The sequence below is a fragment of the Georgenia sunbinii genome (assembly GCF_036421875.1).
GTDB lineage: Bacteria > Actinomycetota > Actinomycetes > Actinomycetales > Actinomycetaceae > Georgenia_B > Georgenia_B sunbinii.
Genome location: NZ_JAZGOL010000002.1, coordinates 326,498 through 345,808, shown reverse-complemented (window position 1 = coordinate 345,808; position 19,311 = coordinate 326,498). Strand labels below are relative to the sequence as shown.

Here is a 19,311-nt window from a genome sequence, read left to right as displayed (position 1 = left end):
GATCGGTGCTTCTTAGCCGAGCATCTGGCGAAGCACGTAGGGCAGGATGCCGCCGTGACGGTAGTGGGCGGCCTCCACCGGGGTGTCGATCCGCACCCGCATCGTCAACTCACGGCTCTCGCCGTCCGACTCGATCCGCACGGTGACCTCCCGCGGGATCTCGTCCGTGCCCTCGAGGCCGAGGATCGAGAAGGTCTCCTCGCCGGTGAGGCCGAGCGACTCGGCGTCCTCCCCCTCGGCGAACTGCAGCGGCAGCACACCCATCCCGATGAGGTTGGAGCGGTGGATCCGCTCGTAGGACGTCGCCAGCACCGCCTTGACGCCGAGCAGCATGGTGCCCTTGGCGGCCCAGTCCCGGGAGGATCCTGAGCCGTACTCGGCGCCCGCGACCACCACGAGCGGCGTGGCGTCCGCCGCGTACTTCTGCGCGGCGTCGAAGATGCTCTCCGGCTCGCCGTCCGGCAGGTGGCGGGTGAAGCCGCCCTCGACGTCGGGCACGAGCTTGTTCCGCAGCCGCACGTTGGCGAACGTGCCGCGGATCATCACCTCGTGGTTGCCGCGGCGCGAACCGTAGGAGTTGAAGTCCTTGACCCTCACGCCGTGCTCGGTGAGGTACTGACCGGCCGGGGAGTCCTTGCGGATCGCGCCGGCCGGGGAGATGTGGTCGGTAGTGACCGAGTCACCGAGGTAGGCGAGCACCCGGGCACCGGCGACGTCACGCAGCGGCTCGGGCTCGACGGGCATGTCGTCGAAGTACGGGGGGCGGCGCACGTAGGTGGAGGCCTCGTCCCAGTCGAAGGTGAGGGTGTCCGACAGCTCCATGCCCTGCCAGTTGTCGTCCCCGGTGAGGACGTCGGCGTAGCCCTCGGTGAACATCTGCGCCTCGACGGTGGCGTCGACGGCGTCCTTGATCTCCGCCGTCGTCGGCCAGATGTCGCGTAGGTAGACGTCCTGACCGTCGTTGCCCTGCCCGAGAGGTTCGGTGAGCAGGTCGGTCTGCGTGCTGCCCGCGAGCGCGTAGGCGATGACGAGCGGCGGGGAGGTCAGGAAGTTCATCTTGGTCTCGCCGTGGATCCGGCCCTCGAAGTTCCGGTTCCCGGAGAGCACCGCGGCCACCGACAGATCATTGCCAGTGACGGCCTCGCTGACCTCGGGGATGAGCGGTCCGGAGTTGCCGATGCACGTCGTGCAGCCGTAGCCCACGAGGTTGAACCCGAGCTGGTCGAGGTACGGCGTCAGGCCGGCCTTGTCGAAATAGTCGGTGACCACCCGGGAGCCGGGCGCCAGCGACGTCTTGACCCACGGCCGGGATCCCAGCCCGCGCTCGACCGCCTTCTTGGCGAGCAGCCCGGCGCCGATCATCACCGACGGGTTCGAGGTGTTCGTGCACGAGGTGATCGCTGCGATGACGACGTCGCCGTGGTCGAGCTGCGTCGTCGCGTCCCCGATGGTGATGTCGACCGGGTCGGACGGCCACTCGGCGGGCCGGGCGTAGCCACCCTGGTGCGGCGGTTCGTCCCGGGCGACCCGCAAGCTGATGGCGATCGGGTCGCTGGCCGGGAAGGAGTCGGCCGAGGCGTCGTCGAGCCCGCCCTGCACGGCCTCCTCGTGGGAGCGGCCGGCGAGCAGGCCGCGGACCGCCCACTGCGCGGCCTTGAGCGGGATGCGGTCCTGCGGACGCTTGGGCCCGGCGATCGACGGCTCGACGGACCCGAGGTCGAGCTCGACCACCTGCGAGTAGTCGGGGGCGTGGTCCGGGTCGTGCCACAGGCCCTGCTCCTTGGCATAGGCCTCGACGAGGGCGATCTGGTGCTCGCTGCGGCCGGTGAGCCGCAGGTAGGTCAGCGTCTCGTCGTCGACCGGGAAGATGCTCACCGTGGAGCCATACTCCGGGCTCATGTTCCCCAGCGTCGCGCGGGTGGCGAGCGGCACGCTCGCGACACCGGGACCGAAGAAGTCGACGAACTTCCCCACGACGCGAGTACGGCGCAGCAGCTCAGCCACGGTGAGGACGAGGTCGGTGGCGGTGGTGCCCTCGGGCAGCTCGCCGGTGAGCTTGAGGCCCACGACCTGCGGGATGAGCATGCTCATCGGCTGGCCCAGCATCGCGGCCTCCGCCTCGATGCCGCCGACGCCCCAGCCGAGCACGCCGAGCCCGTTGATCATCGGGGTGTGGGAGTCGGTGCCGACGACCGTGTCGGGGTAGGCGAGCGGGCGCTGCTCACCGTCGCGGGTGAAGACGACGCTGGCGAGGTGCTCGAGGTTGACCTGGTGGCAGATCCCGGTGCCGGGCGGGACCACCTGGAAGTCGTCGAAGGCGTGCTGACCCCAGCGGAGCAGCTCGTAGCGCTCCTGGTTGCGCTCGAACTCGAGCTCGGTGTTCACCTGGAACGCGTCGGCGCGGCCGAAGACGTCGGCGATGACCGAGTGGTCGATGACGAGGTCGGTCGGGATGAGCGGGTTGACCCTCGCCGGGTCGCCGCCAGCGGCAGTCATCGCGTCACGCATCGCGACGAGGTCGACGATGCACGGCACGCCGGTGAAGTCCTGCATGAGCACCCTGGCCGGGGTGAACTGGATCTCGGGGCCCTGCGTCGCCGCCGGGTCCCACGCGGCCATCGCACGGACCTGCTCGGCAGTGACGAGCCGGCCGTCCTCGTTCCGCAGCAGGTTCTCCAGCAGGATCTTCAGGCTGAACGGCAACCGCGCCGAGCCCTCGACCCGGTCGAGCCGGAAGATGTCATAGCTGCTGCCGCCGACGTCGAGCCGGTCGCGCGCACCGAAGCTGTCCATGGTCATGGCTCCTCCTCATCGCCGATGCCCGGGGAGCCGTCACATGAACCGGCAGCGGCCGCGTGACGCTCGGCACACCGTACGTTTTCACCGTACCCCGGTTCGCGGCGCCCGGCAGCGTACGTCGCGAGCGAAGCTGGGACCGGCGTGAGTAGATGGGACCGGGGCGTCGTGCGGCTCTGCGACGAGCACCTGTCGAGCAGCGAGGAGAGACCGATGAGCGAGCACGACATCGAGGACGTGGACCTGCTGGTGGTTGGCGGCGGCAAGGCCGGCAAGTCGCTGGCGATGGACCGGGCGAAGGCCGGGTGGTCGGTGGTCATGGTCGAGCGCGACAAGATCGGCGGCACCTGCATCAATGTCGCGTGCATCCCCACCAAGTCACTCGTCGAGTCCGCCCGCACGCTGCTCACCGCCCGCGCCGCCGCCCGGTTCGGGGTCGCCGTCGACGGCGAGCCGACGGTCGACCTCGACCTGCTGCGCGCCCACAAGGAGGGCGTCGTCGGCGGGATGGTGCAGGCGCACGCCGAGATGTTCCCGGCCTCGGGGATGGACTTCGTCCTCGGCACCGCCCGCTTCGTCGGCGAGCGCACCGTGTCGATCACGACCGGCGACGGCGCGACCCGTCATGTCCGCGGCCGTGACGTCCTCGTCAACACCGGCACCACGCCCGCGTGGCCGGACCTGCCCGGCATCACCGAGGCAGGGGTGTGGGACACCGAGAGCATCCTCCACCTCGAACGCTTGCCGGAGTCCTTGCTCGTCCTCGGGGGCGGGTACGTCGGCTGCGAGCTCGCCTCGATGTTCGCCACCTTCGGCTCGCGGGTCACGCTGCTCCAGGGTGGTGACCAGCTCCTGGCACGTGAGGACGCCGACGTCGCGGCGGACGTCGCCGCGCACCTCACCGCGCAGGGGGTGGACGTGCGGCTCGGGTCGCGGGCCGCGGCGGTGCGCCGGGAGCCCGGCGGCGACGTCGTCGTGACCCTGGGGGACGGCACCGAGGTCCGTGGTGCGGACCTGCTGATCGCCACTGGCCGGACGCCCGTGACGGCCGATCTCGATCTCCCGGCGGCTGGTGTCGACGTGGACGACCGCGGCGGCGTCGTCGTCGACGACCACCTGCGAACCACCGCCGAGCACGTGTGGGCCGCCGGGGACGTCGCCGGCAGTCCGCAGTTCACCCATGCCTCGTGGCACGACTTCCGGGTCATCCGGGCGAACCTCACCGGCGCGGACACGGTCACGACCGGCCGTCTGGTCCCGTACGTCGTCTTCACGACGCCGGAGCTCGCGCGGGTCGGGCTGAGCGAGACCGAGGCCCGAGCCAAGGGCCACCGGGTGAGGGTGGCGCGGCTCGACCTCGCGGCGATCCCCCGCGCCAAGACCCGCCACGACACCACCGGCAGCTGGAAGGCCGTCATCGACGCCGACACCGACCTCTTCCTCGGCGTCGCGCTGCTCGGCCACGACTCGGGCGAGGTGATGACCGCTGTCCAGATGGCCATGCTCGGCGGGCTGCGCTACCAGCAGGTCCGCGATGCGGTCATTGCCCACCCCACCATGAGCGAGGGTCTCAACCTGCTCCTCGACACCCTCGACGGCTGACTGCCCGGCCGCTCCCCGGTCATCGCGACGCCGGATCCGCCAGGTCACGAGGGCGAGCACCTCAGTCGAGGCAGAACTCGTTGCCCTCGGGGTCCTGCATGACCACGTGCCCGGCGTCGATCACATCGGGCTCGATCCTCGTGAGCACCGTGGCGCCGAGCGCGATGAGCTCAGTCGCGCGGGCGTCGAGCGCGGCCATCCGTTCCGGGCCGGTGCGGCCGGGGGCGGTGCGCACGTCGAGGTGAACCCGGTTCTTCGCGGTCTTGCCCTCCGGCACGCGCTGGAAGAACAGCCGAGGGCCGGCGCCGTCCGGGTCGCTCACCGCCCAGCGGTCGTTGCGCCGCTCCGGCGGGATCCCCCAGGCGTCGAGCGTCGCCTCCCAGCTGTCAAAGCCGGGCGGCGGCGGGTCGTCGGCGTAGCCCAGGACTTCCGCCCAGAACCCGGCGAGGGCACGTGGGTCGTGGGCGTCGAAGGTCACCTGGACGGTCTGGGCCACGGCATCTCCAGGGTCGGGGCGGTGAGGGCAGGGGATGGTGTCATGAGGTCGCGCGCTGAGCCTGGACGGCGCTGTCCCGGCGGTAGCCCTCGGCCAGGCCGGTGGTGAGGCTCGCGACCAGCGCGGGGACGTCGGCGGCGGCCACCTGGAGGGTGCCGGTGCACACCGCGCCCCGCCACAGCGAGAGGACGGCGACCCCGTTGTCGTGGTGCCAGGACACGCGGACAGCTCGGCCCTCGCCACGGGCATCGGCGAAGACCTCGCCCCGCGCGGGCAGCGCGACAACCTGTCCCATGCCGCCATGATCCTCCTCGGCCGCCCGTTCCGCCAGGGTTCGGCGGCCGCACCCTGGCGGCCAGGTCCTCTGCGCTCACACCCGGCCGAGCGCGTTGACGGCGGCGGCGAACACCGGCGGCAGCGCCCCGGCGGCAGGGACGATCAGGCGCCGTGCCGGTGAGGCCGCGGTGGCGACGAGCGCGCCGGTGAGCCACCGGTGGCGGCGCACGACCTGGCGCCAGTCGCGCTCGTAGCGGTCGAGGTCGCCCGCGGCGATCGCGGCCACCGCAGCGCGGGCCTGCGCCAGCGCCAGGCTGATGCCCTCCCCGGTGAGGGCGTCGACGTACCCGCCGGCGTCGCCGACGAGCAGCGCCCGGCCCTGCACCCGGCGGCGCGAGGCCTGCCGCAGCGGGCCGGCGCCGCGCACCGCGGTGGTCCAGCCGGCTCCCGCCAGCCGCTCGCGCAGCTCCGGGAACTGCGCGAGGTGCTCCTCGTACGGTGCCCGGCGGCTGGTGAGGATGGCGATGCCGACCTCCTCGTCACCGACCGGCGTCACGTAGGCCTCCCCGCCGGCCGCCCAGTGCACCTCAACGAGGTCGGTCCACGGCGCGAGTCGCGCGTGCCGGCGCAGCCCGAACCGGACCGGGCCGCGCACCGGCCGGTCGAGGCCGAGCGCGTGGCGCAGCGGGGAGTGCAGGCCGTCGGCGACGACGACGTGCCCTGCCGCGACGCCGTCGACGATCACGCCGCCGGGCTGCGGCAGCACCTCGCGCACCCGGGACCGCTCGATCACCACGCCCGCGTCGCGCACTGCCTGCCGCAGCGCCCGGTGCAGCTCGGTGCGCCGCACGCCCCGCCCGGGACCGGCGCGGAACCGGGTCTCGGCGTGGCGCTCGCCCGCGCAGTAGCGGATGCCGCGGATCTCTCGCCCCTCGGGGTGCACGCCGAGGGCCGCGAGGTGCGCGACACCGGCGGGCATCACGCCCTCGCCGCAGGCCTTGTCCACGACGTCGACCCGCTGCTCGAGGACCCGCACCGTCAGCCCCGCGCGCACCGCGTGCAGCGCGGTCGCCAGCCCGGCCGGCCCACCACCGACGACGACGACGTCCACCACCGCGCCGGCCACCTCAGCCCCCGGCGGCGGCCAGCGCCCGGTTCTCGGTGCCGATCCGCACCGAGAGCAGCGCGGCGTTGGCCACCGTGAACACCAGCGCCGTCAGCCACGCGGAGTGCACGAGCGGCAGCGCGAAGCCCTCGACGACGACGGCGACGTAGTTCGGGTGGCGCAGCCACCGGTAGGGCCCGCTACTCACCAGCGCCATGCCCGGGACGACGATCACCCGGGTGTTCCACCGGCTGCCGAGCGTGGCGATGCACCACCACCGCAGTGTCTGCGAGCCGAGCGCGAGCACAAGCATGGTCCAGCCGAGCGCCGGCAGGAACGGCGGGTCGCGCAGCCACACCTCTGTGAGGCAGCCCGCGAGCAGCGCGGTGTGGAGCACGACCATCACCGGGTAGTGCCCGGCGCCGACCTCCCGACCACCGCGGTCGAACGCCCAGCGGGCGTTGCGTCGCGCGACGACCAGCTCGGCGAGCCGCTCCAGCGCGACGCCGGCGATCAGCACGGTGAACAGCAGCTGGGACATCACGCCTCCAGCAGCACGAGCTCGAGGCTGAAGCCGGGGCCCATCGCCATCATGACGCCGGTGGACCCGGGCGCCGGGCGCCGGTCGAGGGCCGCCCGCAGGATGTGCAGCACCGAGGCGGAGGAGAGGTTGCCGACGGTCCGCAGCGACTCTGTGGTGAGGACCAGCGCCGAGTTCGGCACGCCCAGCGTCTCGCCGAGGGCGCCGATGACCTTCGGCCCGCCGGGGTGGCACACCCACCAGCCGACGTCCGCGACGGTTAGCCCGTGCCCGGCCAGGAACGCCACGACGTCGGGGCCGACGTTGTCCCGGACGAGGTCGGGCACCTCGGCGCCGAGCACGATGCGCAGCCCGGTGGAGCCCACGTCCCAGCCCATGACGGCCTCGGTGCCGGCGTAGAGCTTGCTCGCCGACGCGACCACCCGCGGCGCGACGTCGTCGTGGTCGCGGCCGGCTCGCGGGTGCTGCTCCCCGACCGCGACGACCGCCCCGGCGCCGTCGCCGAACAGCCCGCTGGCGACGAGGTTCGCCGGCGAGACGTCGCCGCGCTGCACCGTCAGCGAGCACAGCTCGACGCACACGAGGGCCGCGACGCCGTCCGGGCGGCCGCGCAGGAAGTCGTGCAGCCGCGCGGTGCCGGCCGCGCCGGCCATGCAGCCCAGCCCGACGATCGGCAGCCGCACGACGTCGGCCCGCAGGCCCACCCGCGCCGCGATCCGGGCCTCGAGGGACGGGACGGCGAGGCCGGTGATCGTCGTGGAGATGATGAGGTCGACCTCGTCGGCCCGGATGCCGCTGCGCGCCAGGGCGGCGGTGAGCGCGGTCGCCCCGAGGTCGACCGCTGCCGCGATGAAGGCGTCGTTGGTCTGGCCGAAGTCCACCAGCTGCTCGTAGCTCGCCAGCGGCAGCGCGAGGTAGCGCTGGTCCACCTCGCAGCCGGCGTGGATGCGTCGCATGAGCCGCTCGTCGTGCCCCTCGACACCGACGATCCGCACCAGCGCATCGGTGAGCTCGGCCTGGTCGTAGCGGTGTACCGGCAGGACCGGCTCGACGGCGAGCAGCTGGGTCACCACCCGAGCGTACGGTCCGGCCCCGTCCGGCGCGCGCGGCGCCGTTGCCGGTACTGGCTGCTCCTGCGCTGCGACGGGGAGCGCCCGCTAGCCTCACCGGGTGCGCACCTTCCTCGCCCTCGCCCGCGCATCGCACCCGGCGCCGACCGCCGTCGTCACCGCGCTCGGTGCGCTGCTCGCCGTCGCGGCGGGGCACGGCACGCTGACCGTGCTGCTGGTCGGGCTGGCGGTCCTCACCGGTCAGCTGTCGGTCGGCTGGTCCAACGACCTCGTCGACGCCGAGCGGGACTGGGCGGTGGGGCGCACGGACAAGCCGCTCGCCACCGGTGAGCTCACCCGGCGGACCGTCACCGTGGCGCTCGCCCTCACCGTGGCCGGCTGCACGGCGCTGTCGCTGGCACTGGGGCTGCCGGCCGCGCTGGCTCACCTGGTGCTGCTCGCCGCCGCCTGGTCCTACAACCTGGGCGTCAAGGCCACGCTGCTCTCGTGGCTCCCGTACGCCGTCGCCTTCGCCGGGCTGCCGGCCGTCGCGTGGCTGGCGCTCGACCCCGCCGTCCTGCCGCCGTGGTGGCTGATGACGGTCGGTGGGTTGCTCGGCGTCGGCGCGCACCTGGTCAACGCGCTGCCCGACCTCGACGACGACGCCGCCACCGGGGTCCGGGGCCTGCCGCACGCGCTGGGGTCGCGGCGCAGCGGGGTGCTCGCCGTCGTCGTCCTCGTCGCCGGCACCACCGTCGCCACCCTCGGCCCGCCCCCGCCAGTGCCCGCGTGGGCGTGGGCGGTGCTGGCCGGGGCCGGGCTGCTCGCGGTCGGGTCGCTGCGGCGGCCGGGCCGGTTCGCGTTCCGCGCGGCGATGGTCATCGCGCTGGTGAACGTCGTCGTACTGCTCCTGCGCGCCGGCTGACCGCGTCGACGGACCGCCGGCGGCCAGTCAGCCGTCGACGTCGTGCAGGTGGTGCAGCACGTCGTGGGCAAAGTACTGGCCCAGGGTGCGCACCGTGAACGGCGAGCCGTTGCTCCGCAGCCCGGCACGGTCCCACTGGTCGAGCGGCACGCCGGCGAAGGCGGCAGAGACCTTCTTCGCACGCTGCGCCAGCTCGCCGGCGACCTCGTCCGAGCTGCGCTCGGCGTAGCGACCGTCGACGGCGGCGGCGTCCTGGTCCCAGTCGGGGAAGGTGGGGTCCTGCTCGCGCAGCAGGAGCGCCAACCGGTCGGTGAACACCCGGCAGACGTCCGAGACGTGCGCGGCGTACTCCAGCGGCGACCACGTCGAGCCGTCGGGGCGCTGCGCTGCGTCGGGGCGACGCAGGACCGCCATCCAGCGTCGCAGCGCGCCGTCCATCATCGCGGGGATGGCGCTTGGCGCGTACGGCGTCACATCGGTGCCGCACTCGGTGCAGGGGCGCTGCAGCACCCACGTCCAGTCCTTGGTGTCCGGCTCGATCGCCATGGCGCCTCCCGTCTCGTTTCCAACGGACAGGTATACCCCGCGGCCGGCGCCCGCCGCGCGCGGCGTCCGCGTGACGGCGCCACCGGTCCGGCCGGCCGCCCACGCCGTGGTGGGTCGGCCGGCCGGCAGCCGGTCTCAGGAGCGGCTCGGCAGCAGCCCGTGCGGGTCGAGCACGAACTTCTTCGCCACCCCGGAGTCGAAGTCCGCGTAGCCGCGCGGCGCGTCCTCCAGCGTGATGGGCGTCGCGTTGACCGCCGAGGCGACGTCGACCCGGTCGTGCAGGATCGCGTTCATCAGCCCCCGGTGGTACTTCATCACCGGGCACTGGCCGGTGACGAACACGTGGGACTTGGAGAACCCGAGGCCGAAGTTCAGCGACAGCGAACCGCGCTGCGCAGCCTCCTCCGCCGCGCCCGGGTCCCCGGTGACGTACAGGCCGGGGATGCCCAGGCTGCCGCCGGCCCGGGTGATGTCCATCAGCGAGTTGAGGACGGTGGCCGGCTGCTCGGTCTGCGCGTTCTCGCCGTGGCCACGGGCCTCGAAACCGACGGCATCGATGCCGCAGTCGACCTCCGGCACGCCGAGCAGCTGATCGATCTTGTCCTTCGGGTCCTCCTTGGAGACGTCGACCGTCTCGCAGCCGAAGCTCCTCGCCTGCGCCAGCCGGTCCGGTACGAGGTCACCGACGATGACCACCGCGGCGCCCAGCAGCTGCGCCCCGAGCGCCGCGGCGAGACCGACCGGGCCGGCGCCCGCGACGTAGACCGTGGAGCCGGCCTCGACGCCGGCACTGACCGCGCCGTGGAACCCGGTGGGGAAGATGTCCGAGAGCATGGTCAGCGACAGGATCTTCTCCATCGCCTGGTCCTTGTCCGGGAACTTCAGCAGGTTCCAGTCGGCATAGGGCGCCAGCACGTACTCGGCCTGGCCACCGACCCAGCCGCCCATGTCCACGTAGCCGTAGGCCGACCCGGGACGGTCGGGATTGACGTTCAGGCAGATGCCGGTCCGGCGCTCCTTGCAGTTGCGGCACCGCCCGCAGGCGATGTTGAACGGCACCGAGACCAGGTCACCGACCTTGATGTACTCGACGTCGCGACCGACCTCGACGACCTCCCCGGTGATCTCGTGCCCGAGCACGAGCCCCTCCGGGGCGGTGGTGCGGCCGCGGACCATGTGCTGGTCCGAGCCGCAGATGTTGGTGGCGACCACCTTGAGGATGGCGCCGTGGTCCACCCGGCGTCCGATGTTGTCCGGATGCACCCCCGGGCCGTCCTTGAGGACGAACTCGGGGTAGTCGATGTCGATGACCTCGACCTTGTTGGCGCCGGCGTAGCTCACTGCCCTGTTGCTCATGGCGAACTCCTCTTGTAGCTCGGATGTCAGTCGACGTCGTCGTCGACCCAGTCGAAGGTCTTGGTCACCGCCTTCTTCCAGTTGCGGAAGAGGCGCTCGCGCTCGGCCTCGTCCATCTGCGGGGACCACCGCTTGTCCTCGGCCCAGTTGTCGACGACGTCCTGCTCGCCCTGCCAGAAGCCGACCGCGATGCCCGCCGCGTAGGCCGCGCCCAGCGCCGTCGTCTCAGCGACCTTCGGGCGCACGACGTCCACGCCGAGGATGTCGGCCTGGAACTGCATGAGGGCCTCGTTGGCGACCATGCCGCCGTCGACCTTGAGCTCCTTGAGATCGACGCCGGAGTCGGCGTTCATCGCGTCGACCACCTCGCGGGACTGGTAGGCCGTTGCCTCGAGCACCGCCCGGGCGATGTGCCCCTTGTTGACGTACCGGGTCAGGCCCACGAGCGCGCCGCGCGCGTCGGCCCGCCAGTACGGCGCGAACAGGCCGGAGAACGCAGGCACGAAGTAGGCCCCGCCGTTGTCCTCCACCGACTTGGCGAGCTTTTCGACCTCCGCGGCGTCCTTGATGAGCCCGAGGTTGTCGCGCAGCCACTGCACGAGCGAGCCGGTGACGGCGATGGAACCCTCGAGGCAGTACACCTGCGGCTGGTCGCCGATCTTGTAGCCGACCGTGGTCAGCAGCCCGTTCTCGCTGTGCACCAGCTCGGTGCCGGTGTTGAGCAGCAGGAAGTTGCCGGTGCCGTAGGTGTTCTTCGCGGCGCCGACCTCGAAGGCCGCCTGCCCGAAGGTCGCGGCCTGCTGGTCGCCGAGGATCCCGGCGATCGGCACGCCCGGCACCATCCCGCCCTCGCGGCCCTTGCCGTAGACCTCGGAGGAGGAGCGGATCTCCGGGAGCATGGACAGCGGCACCCCCATGTCCTTGGCGATGTCCTCGTTCCAGCTGAGCGAGTCAATGTTCATCAGCATCGTGCGCGAGGCGTTGGTGACGTCGGTGACGTGCACGCCGCCGTTCGGTCCACCGGTCATGTTCCACAGCACCCAGGTGTCCGTGGTGCCGAAGAGCAGCTCGCCGGCCTCCGCCTTTGCCCGGGCGCCGTCGACGTTGTCGAGGATCCACTTGATCTTCGGGCCGGCGAAGTAGGTCGCCAGCGGCAGCCCGACCTGCCTCTTGTACTTCTCCGCACCCTCGCTGCCGCCGAGCTCCTCGACGATCTTCTGGGTGCGGGTGTCCTGCCAGACGATGGCGTTGTGGACAGCCTTGCCGGTGCTCTTCTCCCACACCACCGTCGTCTCGCGCTGGTTGGTGATGCCGACGGCGGCAAGGTCCCGGGAGGTGAGGTTGCCGCGGGTCAGCGCGAGGCCGACCACCTCCCGGACGTTGGTCCAGATCTCAGCCGGGTCGTGCTCCACCCACCCCGCGCGGGGCAGGATCTGCTCGTGCTCCACCTGCCCGGTGGAGACGACGCTGCCGCCGTGGTCGAAGATGATCGCCCGGGAGCTCGTGGTGCCTTGGTCGATGGCGAGGACGTAGTCAACCATGTCGTTCCTTTCACGTCGCTGCGGACGGTTCGTTGCCTTGGACGGAGGGGTCACAGGAGGTGGGCACCGGCGAGACCACCGATCGCGCCACCGATGAGGGGGCCGAGGACGGGTACCCAGGCGTAGCTCCAGTCGCTGGAGCCCTTGCCACGGATGGGCAGGAGCGCGTGCGCGATGCGCGGGCCGAGGTCACGGGCGGGGTTGATGGCGTACCCGGTGGGGCCACCGAGGCTGGCACCGATACCGACGACGAGAAGCGCCACGGCCAGCGGCCCGAGCCCCGAGGGCGTGTAGCCGAACGCGACGATGACGAACACGAGGACGAAGGTGGCGATGACCTCGGTGACGACGTTCCAGCCGTAGCTGCGGACCTCCGGCCCGGTGGAGAAGACCGCGAGCTTGGTGGCTCCCGGCGCCTCCTGGTCGAAGTGCTGCTTGTAGGCGAGGTACATGATGGCAGCGCCGATGACGGCACCGATCATCTGCGCGAGGAAGTAGACCAGCGCGTTGCCGGCCGTGGCCTCGATGACCCCGAGCCCGAGCTCTTCGTTGCCGCCGAAGAAGGGGTCGCCGCTGGCCCACAGCCCGACGGTGACGGCGGGATTGATGTGGGCGCCGGTGCTGTAGGCGACGTACACGCCGGCGAACACGGCCAGGCCCCAGCCGAAGTTGATGAGCAGCCAGTTGCTGCCGACGCCCACCCCTTTCGTCTTGGGCAGGAGCGCGTTGGCCACGACGCCGCAACCGAGCAGTGTCAGCATCGCGGTGCCCGCCAGCTCGGGCAGGAAGATCGTTGAGAAGTCCACGTTGTCCTCTCTTTCGCGTCCGGTGGCCCGCCGGTGCGGCCTTGCGCCGACGGGGTCGAAGGGTGCTCAGTCGGGCGGCGCCGCCATCGGGGCGATGTCAGCCGCCTGCTGCCGGGCGCACTCGCCGTCGGCGTCGTCGCCGGCTTCCTCGGCGGCTCGCTCGGCCGCGCAGCGCTCGGCGTAGGAGTCGGTCTCGCGCCGTCGTCGGTCCTCGTCCCAGCCGAGGATCGGCGCGATGACGTCCATGATCTCGGGCACCGCCGCCAGTCCGCGGTCGGCGACCTCGTAGACCAGCCGGGTGCGGTGGAGCATGACGTCCTCGAGGTGGAGGCCGCCCTCATGGGTGGCGGCGTAGGCGATCTCGACGCGCAGGTAGGCCGGTGCGTGCTCGAGCGGCCGGGCGAGGTCGGGCTGCTCGTCGACCATCGCGACCAGCTCCTCGAGCATCGAGCCGTAGCGGTGCAGCAAGTGGTCGACGTGCGCCTTGGTCCAGCCGTGGCGGGCGGCGTGCCGGTGCGCGCGGCGGTGCACGGCCTGCAGCCCGACGGCGCCGAGCAGCGGGATGCGATCGGTGATGGACGGCAGCCGGCGCGCCTTCTCCCCCAGCGCGAAGTCGACGGCGTCCTTGGCCATCACCCGGTAGGTGGTGAGCTTGCCACCGGCGACGACGGTCAGGCCGGGGGTGGGCGACGCCACCGTGTGCTCCCGGGAGACCTTCGCCGACGAGGTGCCCTCCTTGGTGCCCGGCTGCAGCAGCGGCCGCAGGCCGGCGTAGGAGCCGATGACGTCCGCGCGGGTGAGCGGCTCCCGGAGCACTTCGTTGGCGTGGTCGAGCACGTACTCGATGTCGGCACGGGTGGCCACCGGATGACGCAGGTCGCGTTCGTAGGGGGTGTCGGTGGTGCCGATGATCCAGTAGCGCGACCACGGGATGATGAACAGCACGCTCTTCTCGGTCTGCAGGATCAGCCCGACGTCGCCACGGATCCGCTCCCGCGGCACGACGAGGTGGATGCCCTTGGAGGCGAGCACCTTCAGGCCGCCGGTGCTGCCGGACAGCGCCTCGGTCTCCTCGGTCCACACCCCGGTGGCGTTGACGACGTTCCTGGCCTTGACGCTCAGGCGGGCGCCGGTCTCCAGGTCCTGCAGCTCGGCGCCGTCGACACGGCCGCTGGCGTCCTTCGTGAGGTCGACGAGCTGGGTGCGGCTGGCCGCCAACGCGCCGTAGCCGACGGCGGTGCGCACCAGCGTGGTGACCAGGCGGGCGTCGTCGACGGTGGCGTCCCAGTACTGGACGGCCCCGATGGCCGCGTCGTGGCGGAAGTCGGGGAACAGCTGCCCCACCTTGGTGCGGGTGAGGTGGCGGTGCAGCGGCATCGCCCGCTTGCCCGGGGCGATCCCGGCGAGCGCGTCGTACAGCGCCACCCCGGCACCGACGTAGGCGCGCTCCCAGATGCGGTGCTCGAGCGGGTAAAGGAAGGCCACCCGCCTCACCAGGTGCGGCGCGAGGTGCTTGAGGAGCAGGTCACGCTCGGTGAGTGCCTCGTGGACGAGGTGGAAGTCGAGCATCTGCAGGTAGCGCAGGCCACCGTGGACGAGCTTGCTGGACCGGCTGGAGGTCCCCGAGGCCCAGTCCTGGGCCTCGACGATCCCGGTGTGCAGCCCGCGGGTCGCGGCGTCGAGCGCGATCCCTGCCCCGGTGACGCCGCCGCCGATGACGAGGACGTCCAACGGTTCGCCCCTGCCGAGATCCGCGAGGGCCCTGGCGCGAGTGTCGGGCGTCATGGCCGCATCTGTCACGGGGCTCCTTCGTCCGAGGTGTCACGACCACCGGCCGCGCACACCTATCGTCGTGGACGCACCGCATGTCCGCAATATGGGACAGCGATGAATTTTCCTCGCTCAGCTGACCCGCCCGGCGGGCACGTTCGTCCGCGCCGGGTCGCGCTCGACCTTGTCCCCGAGGATCTCGTCGACCCGCGCCAGCAGCTCGGCGGGGATGCTCACGCCGGACGCAGCAACGTTCTGGGTGACCTGCTCCGGCCGGGAGGCGCCGATGATCGCCGCCGCGACGTTGTCGTTCTGCAGCACCCAGGCCACCGCCAGCTGCGCCATCGACAGCCCGAGCTCATCGGCGACCGGGCGCAGCTGCTGCACGCGGCCGAGGAGGTCGTCGTCGCCCACGTCGTGCCCGATCATCCGCGAGCCGCCCTTGTCGTCGGCGGCGCGCGACCCCGCCGGCGCCGGCTGGCCGGGCAGGTACTTGCCGGTGAGGATGCCCTGCGCCACCGGGGAGAAGACGATCTGGCCGATCCCCAGCTCCTGCGAGGCCGGCACCACCTCGGCCTCGATCACCCGCCACAGCATCGAGTACTTCGGCTGGTTGGAGACGATCCGGAAGCCCAGCTCGCGGGCGAGCAGCTGTCCCTCGCGGAGCTTGTCGGCGGGCCACTCGGAGACACCGATGTACAGCGCCTTGCCCTGCCGGACGACGTCGGCGAAGGCCTGCATCGTCTCCTCGAGCGGGGTCTCGACGTCGTAGCGGTGCGCCTGGTAGAGGTCGACGTAGTCGGTGCCCAGCCGCCGCAGCGAGCCGTCGATCGCCTCGAGGATGTGCTTGCGGGACAGCCCGGAGTCGTTGGGGCCCATCTTCCCGGTGGGCCAGTACACCTTGGTGAAGATCTCCAGCTCGTGCCGCGGGACACCCGCCAGCGCCTCGCCGAGCACGACCTCGGCGCGGGTGTTGGCATAGGTGTCCGCGGTGTCGAACGACGAGATCCCGGCGTCCAGCGCGGCTCGCACGCAGCTGCGCGCGGCCTCGTCCTCAACTTGTGCGCCGTGGGTGAGCCAGTTGCCGTAGACGATCTCGCTGATCTTCAGTCCGCTGCTGCCAAGGAATCGGTAGTTCACCATGGCCCGACAGTAGTCGGAGCGCGGCGGCAGCAGCCGCCGGCGCTCAACCGGGCCCGGCCCGTGGGACATCCATCTCGGCCGACGGTCGTTGCAGTACCCTGCGGCGAAGCCCTGTGGACTGGAAGGACCTCCCCCATGAAGCGCTCGACGCTCCGCCCGCTCGCCGCCGCACTTGCCGTCCCGATGCTCGCCCTCGCCGCGTGCGGCGACGCCGAGCCTGAGAACGGCGCCGACGCCGGCTCGGGCGACGACGCCCAGTCCTACTCGGTCGGTGTCACCCAGATCGCCGCCCACCCCTCGCTCGACTCCTCCCTCGTGGGCTTCAAGGCAGCGCTCGCGGACGCCGGGCTCGAGGTGGAGTACGACGAGCAGAACGCCCAGGGCGACCAGCCGACGGCGATCGCCATCGCCAACGACCTCGCCTCGGGTGGCCACGACCTCATCCTCGCCATCGCCACGCCGACGGCGCAGGCCGCGGCACAGGCGATCACCGACGTCCCGATCCTCATCACCGCCGTCACCGAACCGCTCGAGGCGGGTCTGGTGGACAGCTGGGAGCTGCCCGGCGCGAACCTCACCGGCACCAGCGACCTCAACCCGGTCGCGGAGCAGCTCGAGCTGCTGACGGAGATCGCCCCCGACGCCCAGAGCGTCGGCATCGTCTACAGCGCCGGCGAGGTGAACTCCGAGGTCCAGGTCGAGCTCGCCCGCGAGGCCGCCGCCGGGCTCGGCGTCGAGATCGAGGTCGCCACCGTGACGAACTCGGGAGAGGTGCAGCAGGCCGCCGACTCCCTCGACGTCGACGCCTTCTACGTGCCGACCGACAACACCGTCATCCAGTCCTTCGAGGCACTGCTCCAGATCGCCGAGTCCAAGTCCATCCCGCTCATCTCCGCCGACGGCGACACCGTGGAGCGTGGCGCGATCGCCACCTACGGCGTCGACTACGAGCTGCTCGGCTACCAGACCGGTGAGATGGCCGTGCGCATCCTCCAGGACGGCGCGGACCCGGCCGAGATGCCCATCGAGACGCTGACCGAGTGGCCGCTCATCGTCAACCCGGCCGCTGCCGAGCGCATGGGCGTGGAGCTGTCGGCCGAGCTGCTCGAGCGCGCCGACACCGTCCTCGAGTGACGCGAGCCTCTTCATGATCGGAGCAGTCGAGCTCGGGCTCATCTATGCCGTGATGGCGCTGGGGGTCTACCTGACCTTCCGGATCCTCAACTTTCCCGACCTCACCGTGGACGGCAGCTTCACCACGGGCGCCGCGACCGCCGCCGTCCTCATCACGGGAGGCACCCACCCGGCCCTCGCCACGCTTGCCGCCGGAGTGGCGGGGCTGGCGGCGGGAGTCATCACCGGGCTGCTCCATGCCAAGGGCGGGATCAACCCGCTGCTCGCGGGCATCCTCACCCAGATCGGGCTGTACTCGATCAACCTGCGCATCATGGGCAGCGCCAACGTGCCGCTGCTGCGCGAGGAAACGCTGATCACGCCGCTGCGGGACAACGGGCTGCTCGGCGGCGCGGTGGCGATCGGGATCTTCGCGGCGCTGGCGATCCTCGTCAAGCTCGTCCTCGACTGGTTCCTGCACACCGACACCGGCTTGGCGCTGCAGGCCACCGGCGACAACGAGGCGATGATCCGCAGCTTCGGCGTCAACACCGACCGGACGAAGATCCTCGGGCTCGCGCTGTCCAACGGCCTCGTCGGCCTCAGCGGCGCGCTCGTCGCCCAGTACCAGGGCTTCGCCGACATCTCGATGGGGATCGGCCTCATCATCGCCGGGCTCGCCTCGGTCATCCTCGGTCAGGCAGTCTTCGGCTCGCGGCTCATCGTCATCTCCACGCTGGCCGTCGTGCTCGGCTCGATCCTCTACCGGGTGGCGATCCAGCTGGCCCTCCAGGTGTCCTGGCTGGAGGCGAACGACATGAAGCTGGTCTCCGCCGTCCTCGTCGTCGTCGCCCTCCTGCTGCCCAAGTGGGGCCTGTTCCGACGGATCAGGGCGCTGCGCACGCTGCGGCGCACGGCCGCCACGTCCTCGACGACGGAAGGACAGTGACGTGCTCGCCATCGACTCCGTGAGCAAGACCTTCTTCCCCGGGACCCCGAACGAGCGGGTGGCGCTCGACGGCATCTCGCTGCAGCTGGAGCCGGGCGAGTTCACCACCGTCATCGGCTCCAACGGCGCGGGGAAGTCCACGCTCCTGAACATCATCGCTGGCACGCTCACCCCGGGCTCCGGCAGGGTGGTCGTCGACGGCAACGACGTCACCCGCCTGCCCGACCACCGCCGCGCCGCGCACGTCGGCCGGGTCTTCCAGGACCCGCTGGCGGGCACCGCACCGGACATGACGATCGAGGAGAACCTCGCCATCGCCTACTCCCGGGGCCAGCGGCGAGGACTGCGCCTCGGCGTCACCCGCGCCAAGCGGCAGTTCTTCCAGCAGGAGCTCGCCTCGCTGGAGCTCGGTCTGGAGCGGCGGCTGAAGACCAAGGTCGGCATGCTCTCCGGCGGTCAGCGGCAGGCGCTGTCGCTGCTCATGGCGACGTTCAGCGAGCCGAAGATCCTGCTGCTCGACGAGCACACCGCGGCGCTCGACCCGCAGCGGGCGGCCCTGGTGTCGAAGCTGACCGCCGAGGCGGTCGAGCGCCACCACCTGACCACCGTGATGGTCACCCACAACATGGAGCAGGCGCTGCGACTGGGCACCCGGCTGGTCATGATGCACGAGGGCCGGATCGTCGTCGACGTCGCCGGTGAGCGCAAGCAGCGCGCCACCGTCCAGGACCTGCTCGACGCCTTCGAGAACGTCAAGGGCGCCGAGCTCGACGACCGCACGCTGCTGCAGTAGCGCTGCGCCGCGGGGCGGTGAGGTGGGAGGATGGGGCTCCGACCCGGATCGGAGCCGTCAATGGCCATCGAGGAGCTCAGTGCTGAGGCCTGCCGGCGCCTGCTCGACGAGGTCAGCGTCGGCTGGCTCGCGCACTGCACCGCCGGCCGGGTCCACATGGTGCCGGTGAACTTCGTCGTGCACGCCGCGGAGCTGGTGTTCCGGACGTCCTACGGCACCACCCTCGAGGCGATCGTCGAGGGGCATCCCATGACCTTCGGCGCCGGCGAGTTCGATGCCGCGACCCAGTCGGGCTGGTCGGTGACCGTCAGCGGGGCGGCGCACCTCATCGGCGACCCACTGGTCAACCCCGGGCTGTCCGTGGCCGACGTGTGGCCGGCGCTGCCGCGAACCGTCCCGGTGGGCCTGGCGCTGACGGGTGTCACCGGGCGCCGGGTGCGGCCCGGGCCGACCGCGCCGGCGGCACCGGACACCAGCGCCGTGGCACCGCGGGCGGACCGCTGA

General features: G+C 71.8%; 18 protein-coding genes. 6 read left to right on the top strand and 12 right to left on the bottom strand.

All coding sequences use genetic code 11. The annotated features are described in order from the left end of the window. Positions 1–12: 12 nt before the first annotated feature. Positions 13–2,799 carry an aconitate hydratase gene (locus V2J52_RS05930; protein ID WP_331226757.1) on the bottom strand — a complete coding sequence of 929 codons (2,787 nt, stop codon included), beginning with the start codon at positions 2,797–2,799 and terminating at the stop codon, positions 13–15. A 210-nt stretch (positions 2,800–3,009) separates the two neighbouring features. Here V2J52_RS05930 and V2J52_RS05925 point away from each other — a divergent pair, with 210 nt between their 5' ends. Beyond that, positions 3,010–4,398 (top strand): dihydrolipoyl dehydrogenase family protein, encoded by a 1,389-nt coding sequence (locus V2J52_RS05925; RefSeq protein ID WP_331226756.1) that lies wholly within the window; start codon positions 3,010–3,012, stop codon positions 4,396–4,398. A 61-nt stretch (positions 4,399–4,459) separates the two neighbouring features. On the opposite strand, the gene V2J52_RS05920 is transcribed toward V2J52_RS05925, so the two are convergent. From V2J52_RS05920 to V2J52_RS05900, 5 genes are all read right to left on the bottom strand, one after another. After that, positions 4,460–4,894, bottom strand: coding sequence for a VOC family protein (locus tag V2J52_RS05920; protein WP_331226755.1), 435 nt, complete (start codon positions 4,892–4,894; stop codon positions 4,460–4,462). 40 nt (positions 4,895–4,934) lie between these two features. Beyond that, complete coding sequence (locus V2J52_RS05915; RefSeq protein WP_331226754.1) at positions 4,935–5,189, bottom strand: hypothetical protein; 255 nt, start codon at positions 5,187–5,189, stop codon at positions 4,935–4,937. A 75-nt stretch (positions 5,190–5,264) separates the two neighbouring features. After that, complete coding sequence (locus tag V2J52_RS05910; protein WP_491062120.1) at positions 5,265–6,284, bottom strand: NAD(P)/FAD-dependent oxidoreductase; 1,020 nt, start codon at positions 6,282–6,284, stop codon at positions 5,265–5,267. A gap of 13 nt (positions 6,285–6,297) precedes the next feature. Beyond that, complete coding sequence (locus V2J52_RS05905; RefSeq protein ID WP_331226752.1) at positions 6,298–6,816, bottom strand: isoprenylcysteine carboxyl methyltransferase family protein; 519 nt, start codon at positions 6,814–6,816, stop codon at positions 6,298–6,300. Next, positions 6,816–7,886 carry a type III polyketide synthase gene (locus tag V2J52_RS05900; protein WP_331226751.1) on the bottom strand — a complete coding sequence of 357 codons (1,071 nt, stop codon included), beginning with the start codon at positions 7,884–7,886 and terminating at the stop codon, positions 6,816–6,818. Before V2J52_RS05900 ends, V2J52_RS05905 begins: the two co-directional genes overlap by 1 nt. Positions 7,887–7,986: 100 nt before the next feature. Here V2J52_RS05900 and V2J52_RS05895 point away from each other — a divergent pair, with 100 nt between their 5' ends. Continuing rightward, positions 7,987–8,790, top strand: a complete 804-nt coding sequence (locus V2J52_RS05895; RefSeq protein WP_331226750.1) for a UbiA family prenyltransferase — start codon at positions 7,987–7,989, stop codon at positions 8,788–8,790. Positions 8,791–8,817: 27 nt separating this feature from the next. Here V2J52_RS05895 and V2J52_RS05890 read toward each other — a convergent pair whose 3' ends face one another. The 6 genes from V2J52_RS05890 to V2J52_RS05865 all read right to left on the bottom strand — a co-directional run bounded on the left by V2J52_RS05890 (position 8,818) and on the right by V2J52_RS05865 (position 15,952). After that, positions 8,818–9,336 (bottom strand): DinB family protein, encoded by a 519-nt coding sequence (locus V2J52_RS05890; RefSeq protein WP_331226749.1) that lies wholly within the window; start codon positions 9,334–9,336, stop codon positions 8,818–8,820. A 135-nt stretch (positions 9,337–9,471) separates the two neighbouring features. After that, entirely contained in the window at positions 9,472–10,692 is a 1,221-nt protein-coding gene (gene fdhA, locus V2J52_RS05885; RefSeq protein WP_331226748.1) for a formaldehyde dehydrogenase, glutathione-independent, read from the bottom strand. A 26-nt stretch (positions 10,693–10,718) separates the two neighbouring features. Continuing rightward, complete coding sequence (gene glpK, locus V2J52_RS05880; protein ID WP_331226747.1) at positions 10,719–12,233, bottom strand: glycerol kinase GlpK; 1,515 nt, start codon at positions 12,231–12,233, stop codon at positions 10,719–10,721. 50 nt (positions 12,234–12,283) lie between these two features. After that, positions 12,284–12,994, bottom strand: coding sequence for an MIP/aquaporin family protein (locus V2J52_RS05875; RefSeq protein ID WP_434056390.1), 711 nt, complete (start codon positions 12,992–12,994; stop codon positions 12,284–12,286). Between the two features lie 111 nt (positions 12,995–13,105). Then, positions 13,106–14,824, bottom strand: coding sequence for a glycerol-3-phosphate dehydrogenase/oxidase (locus tag V2J52_RS05870; protein ID WP_331227118.1), 1,719 nt, complete (start codon positions 14,822–14,824; stop codon positions 13,106–13,108). A gap of 117 nt (positions 14,825–14,941) precedes the next feature. After that, complete coding sequence (locus tag V2J52_RS05865; protein WP_331226745.1) at positions 14,942–15,952, bottom strand: aldo/keto reductase family protein; 1,011 nt, start codon at positions 15,950–15,952, stop codon at positions 14,942–14,944. Between the two features lie 135 nt (positions 15,953–16,087). On the opposite strand from V2J52_RS05865, the gene V2J52_RS05860 reads away from it, so the two are divergent. From V2J52_RS05860 to V2J52_RS05845, 4 genes are read left to right on the top strand one after another with little or no spacing between them, the layout of a single operon-like run. Continuing rightward, positions 16,088–17,086, top strand: a complete 999-nt coding sequence (locus tag V2J52_RS05860; RefSeq protein WP_331226744.1) for an ABC transporter substrate-binding protein — start codon at positions 16,088–16,090, stop codon at positions 17,084–17,086. Between the two features lie 13 nt (positions 17,087–17,099). Beyond that, a complete protein-coding gene (locus V2J52_RS05855; protein ID WP_331226743.1) occupies positions 17,100–18,014 on the top strand; it encodes an ABC transporter permease in 915 nt (304 codons plus the stop codon). Between the two features lies 1 nt (position 18,015). Next, a complete protein-coding gene (locus V2J52_RS05850; protein WP_331226742.1) occupies positions 18,016–18,807 on the top strand; it encodes an ABC transporter ATP-binding protein in 792 nt (263 codons plus the stop codon). 60 nt (positions 18,808–18,867) lie between these two features. Further along, the gene (locus V2J52_RS05845; protein WP_331226741.1) at positions 18,868–19,311 is read left to right on the top strand and encodes a pyridoxamine 5'-phosphate oxidase family protein; all 444 of its coding nucleotides are present in this window, start codon (positions 18,868–18,870) and stop codon (positions 19,309–19,311) included.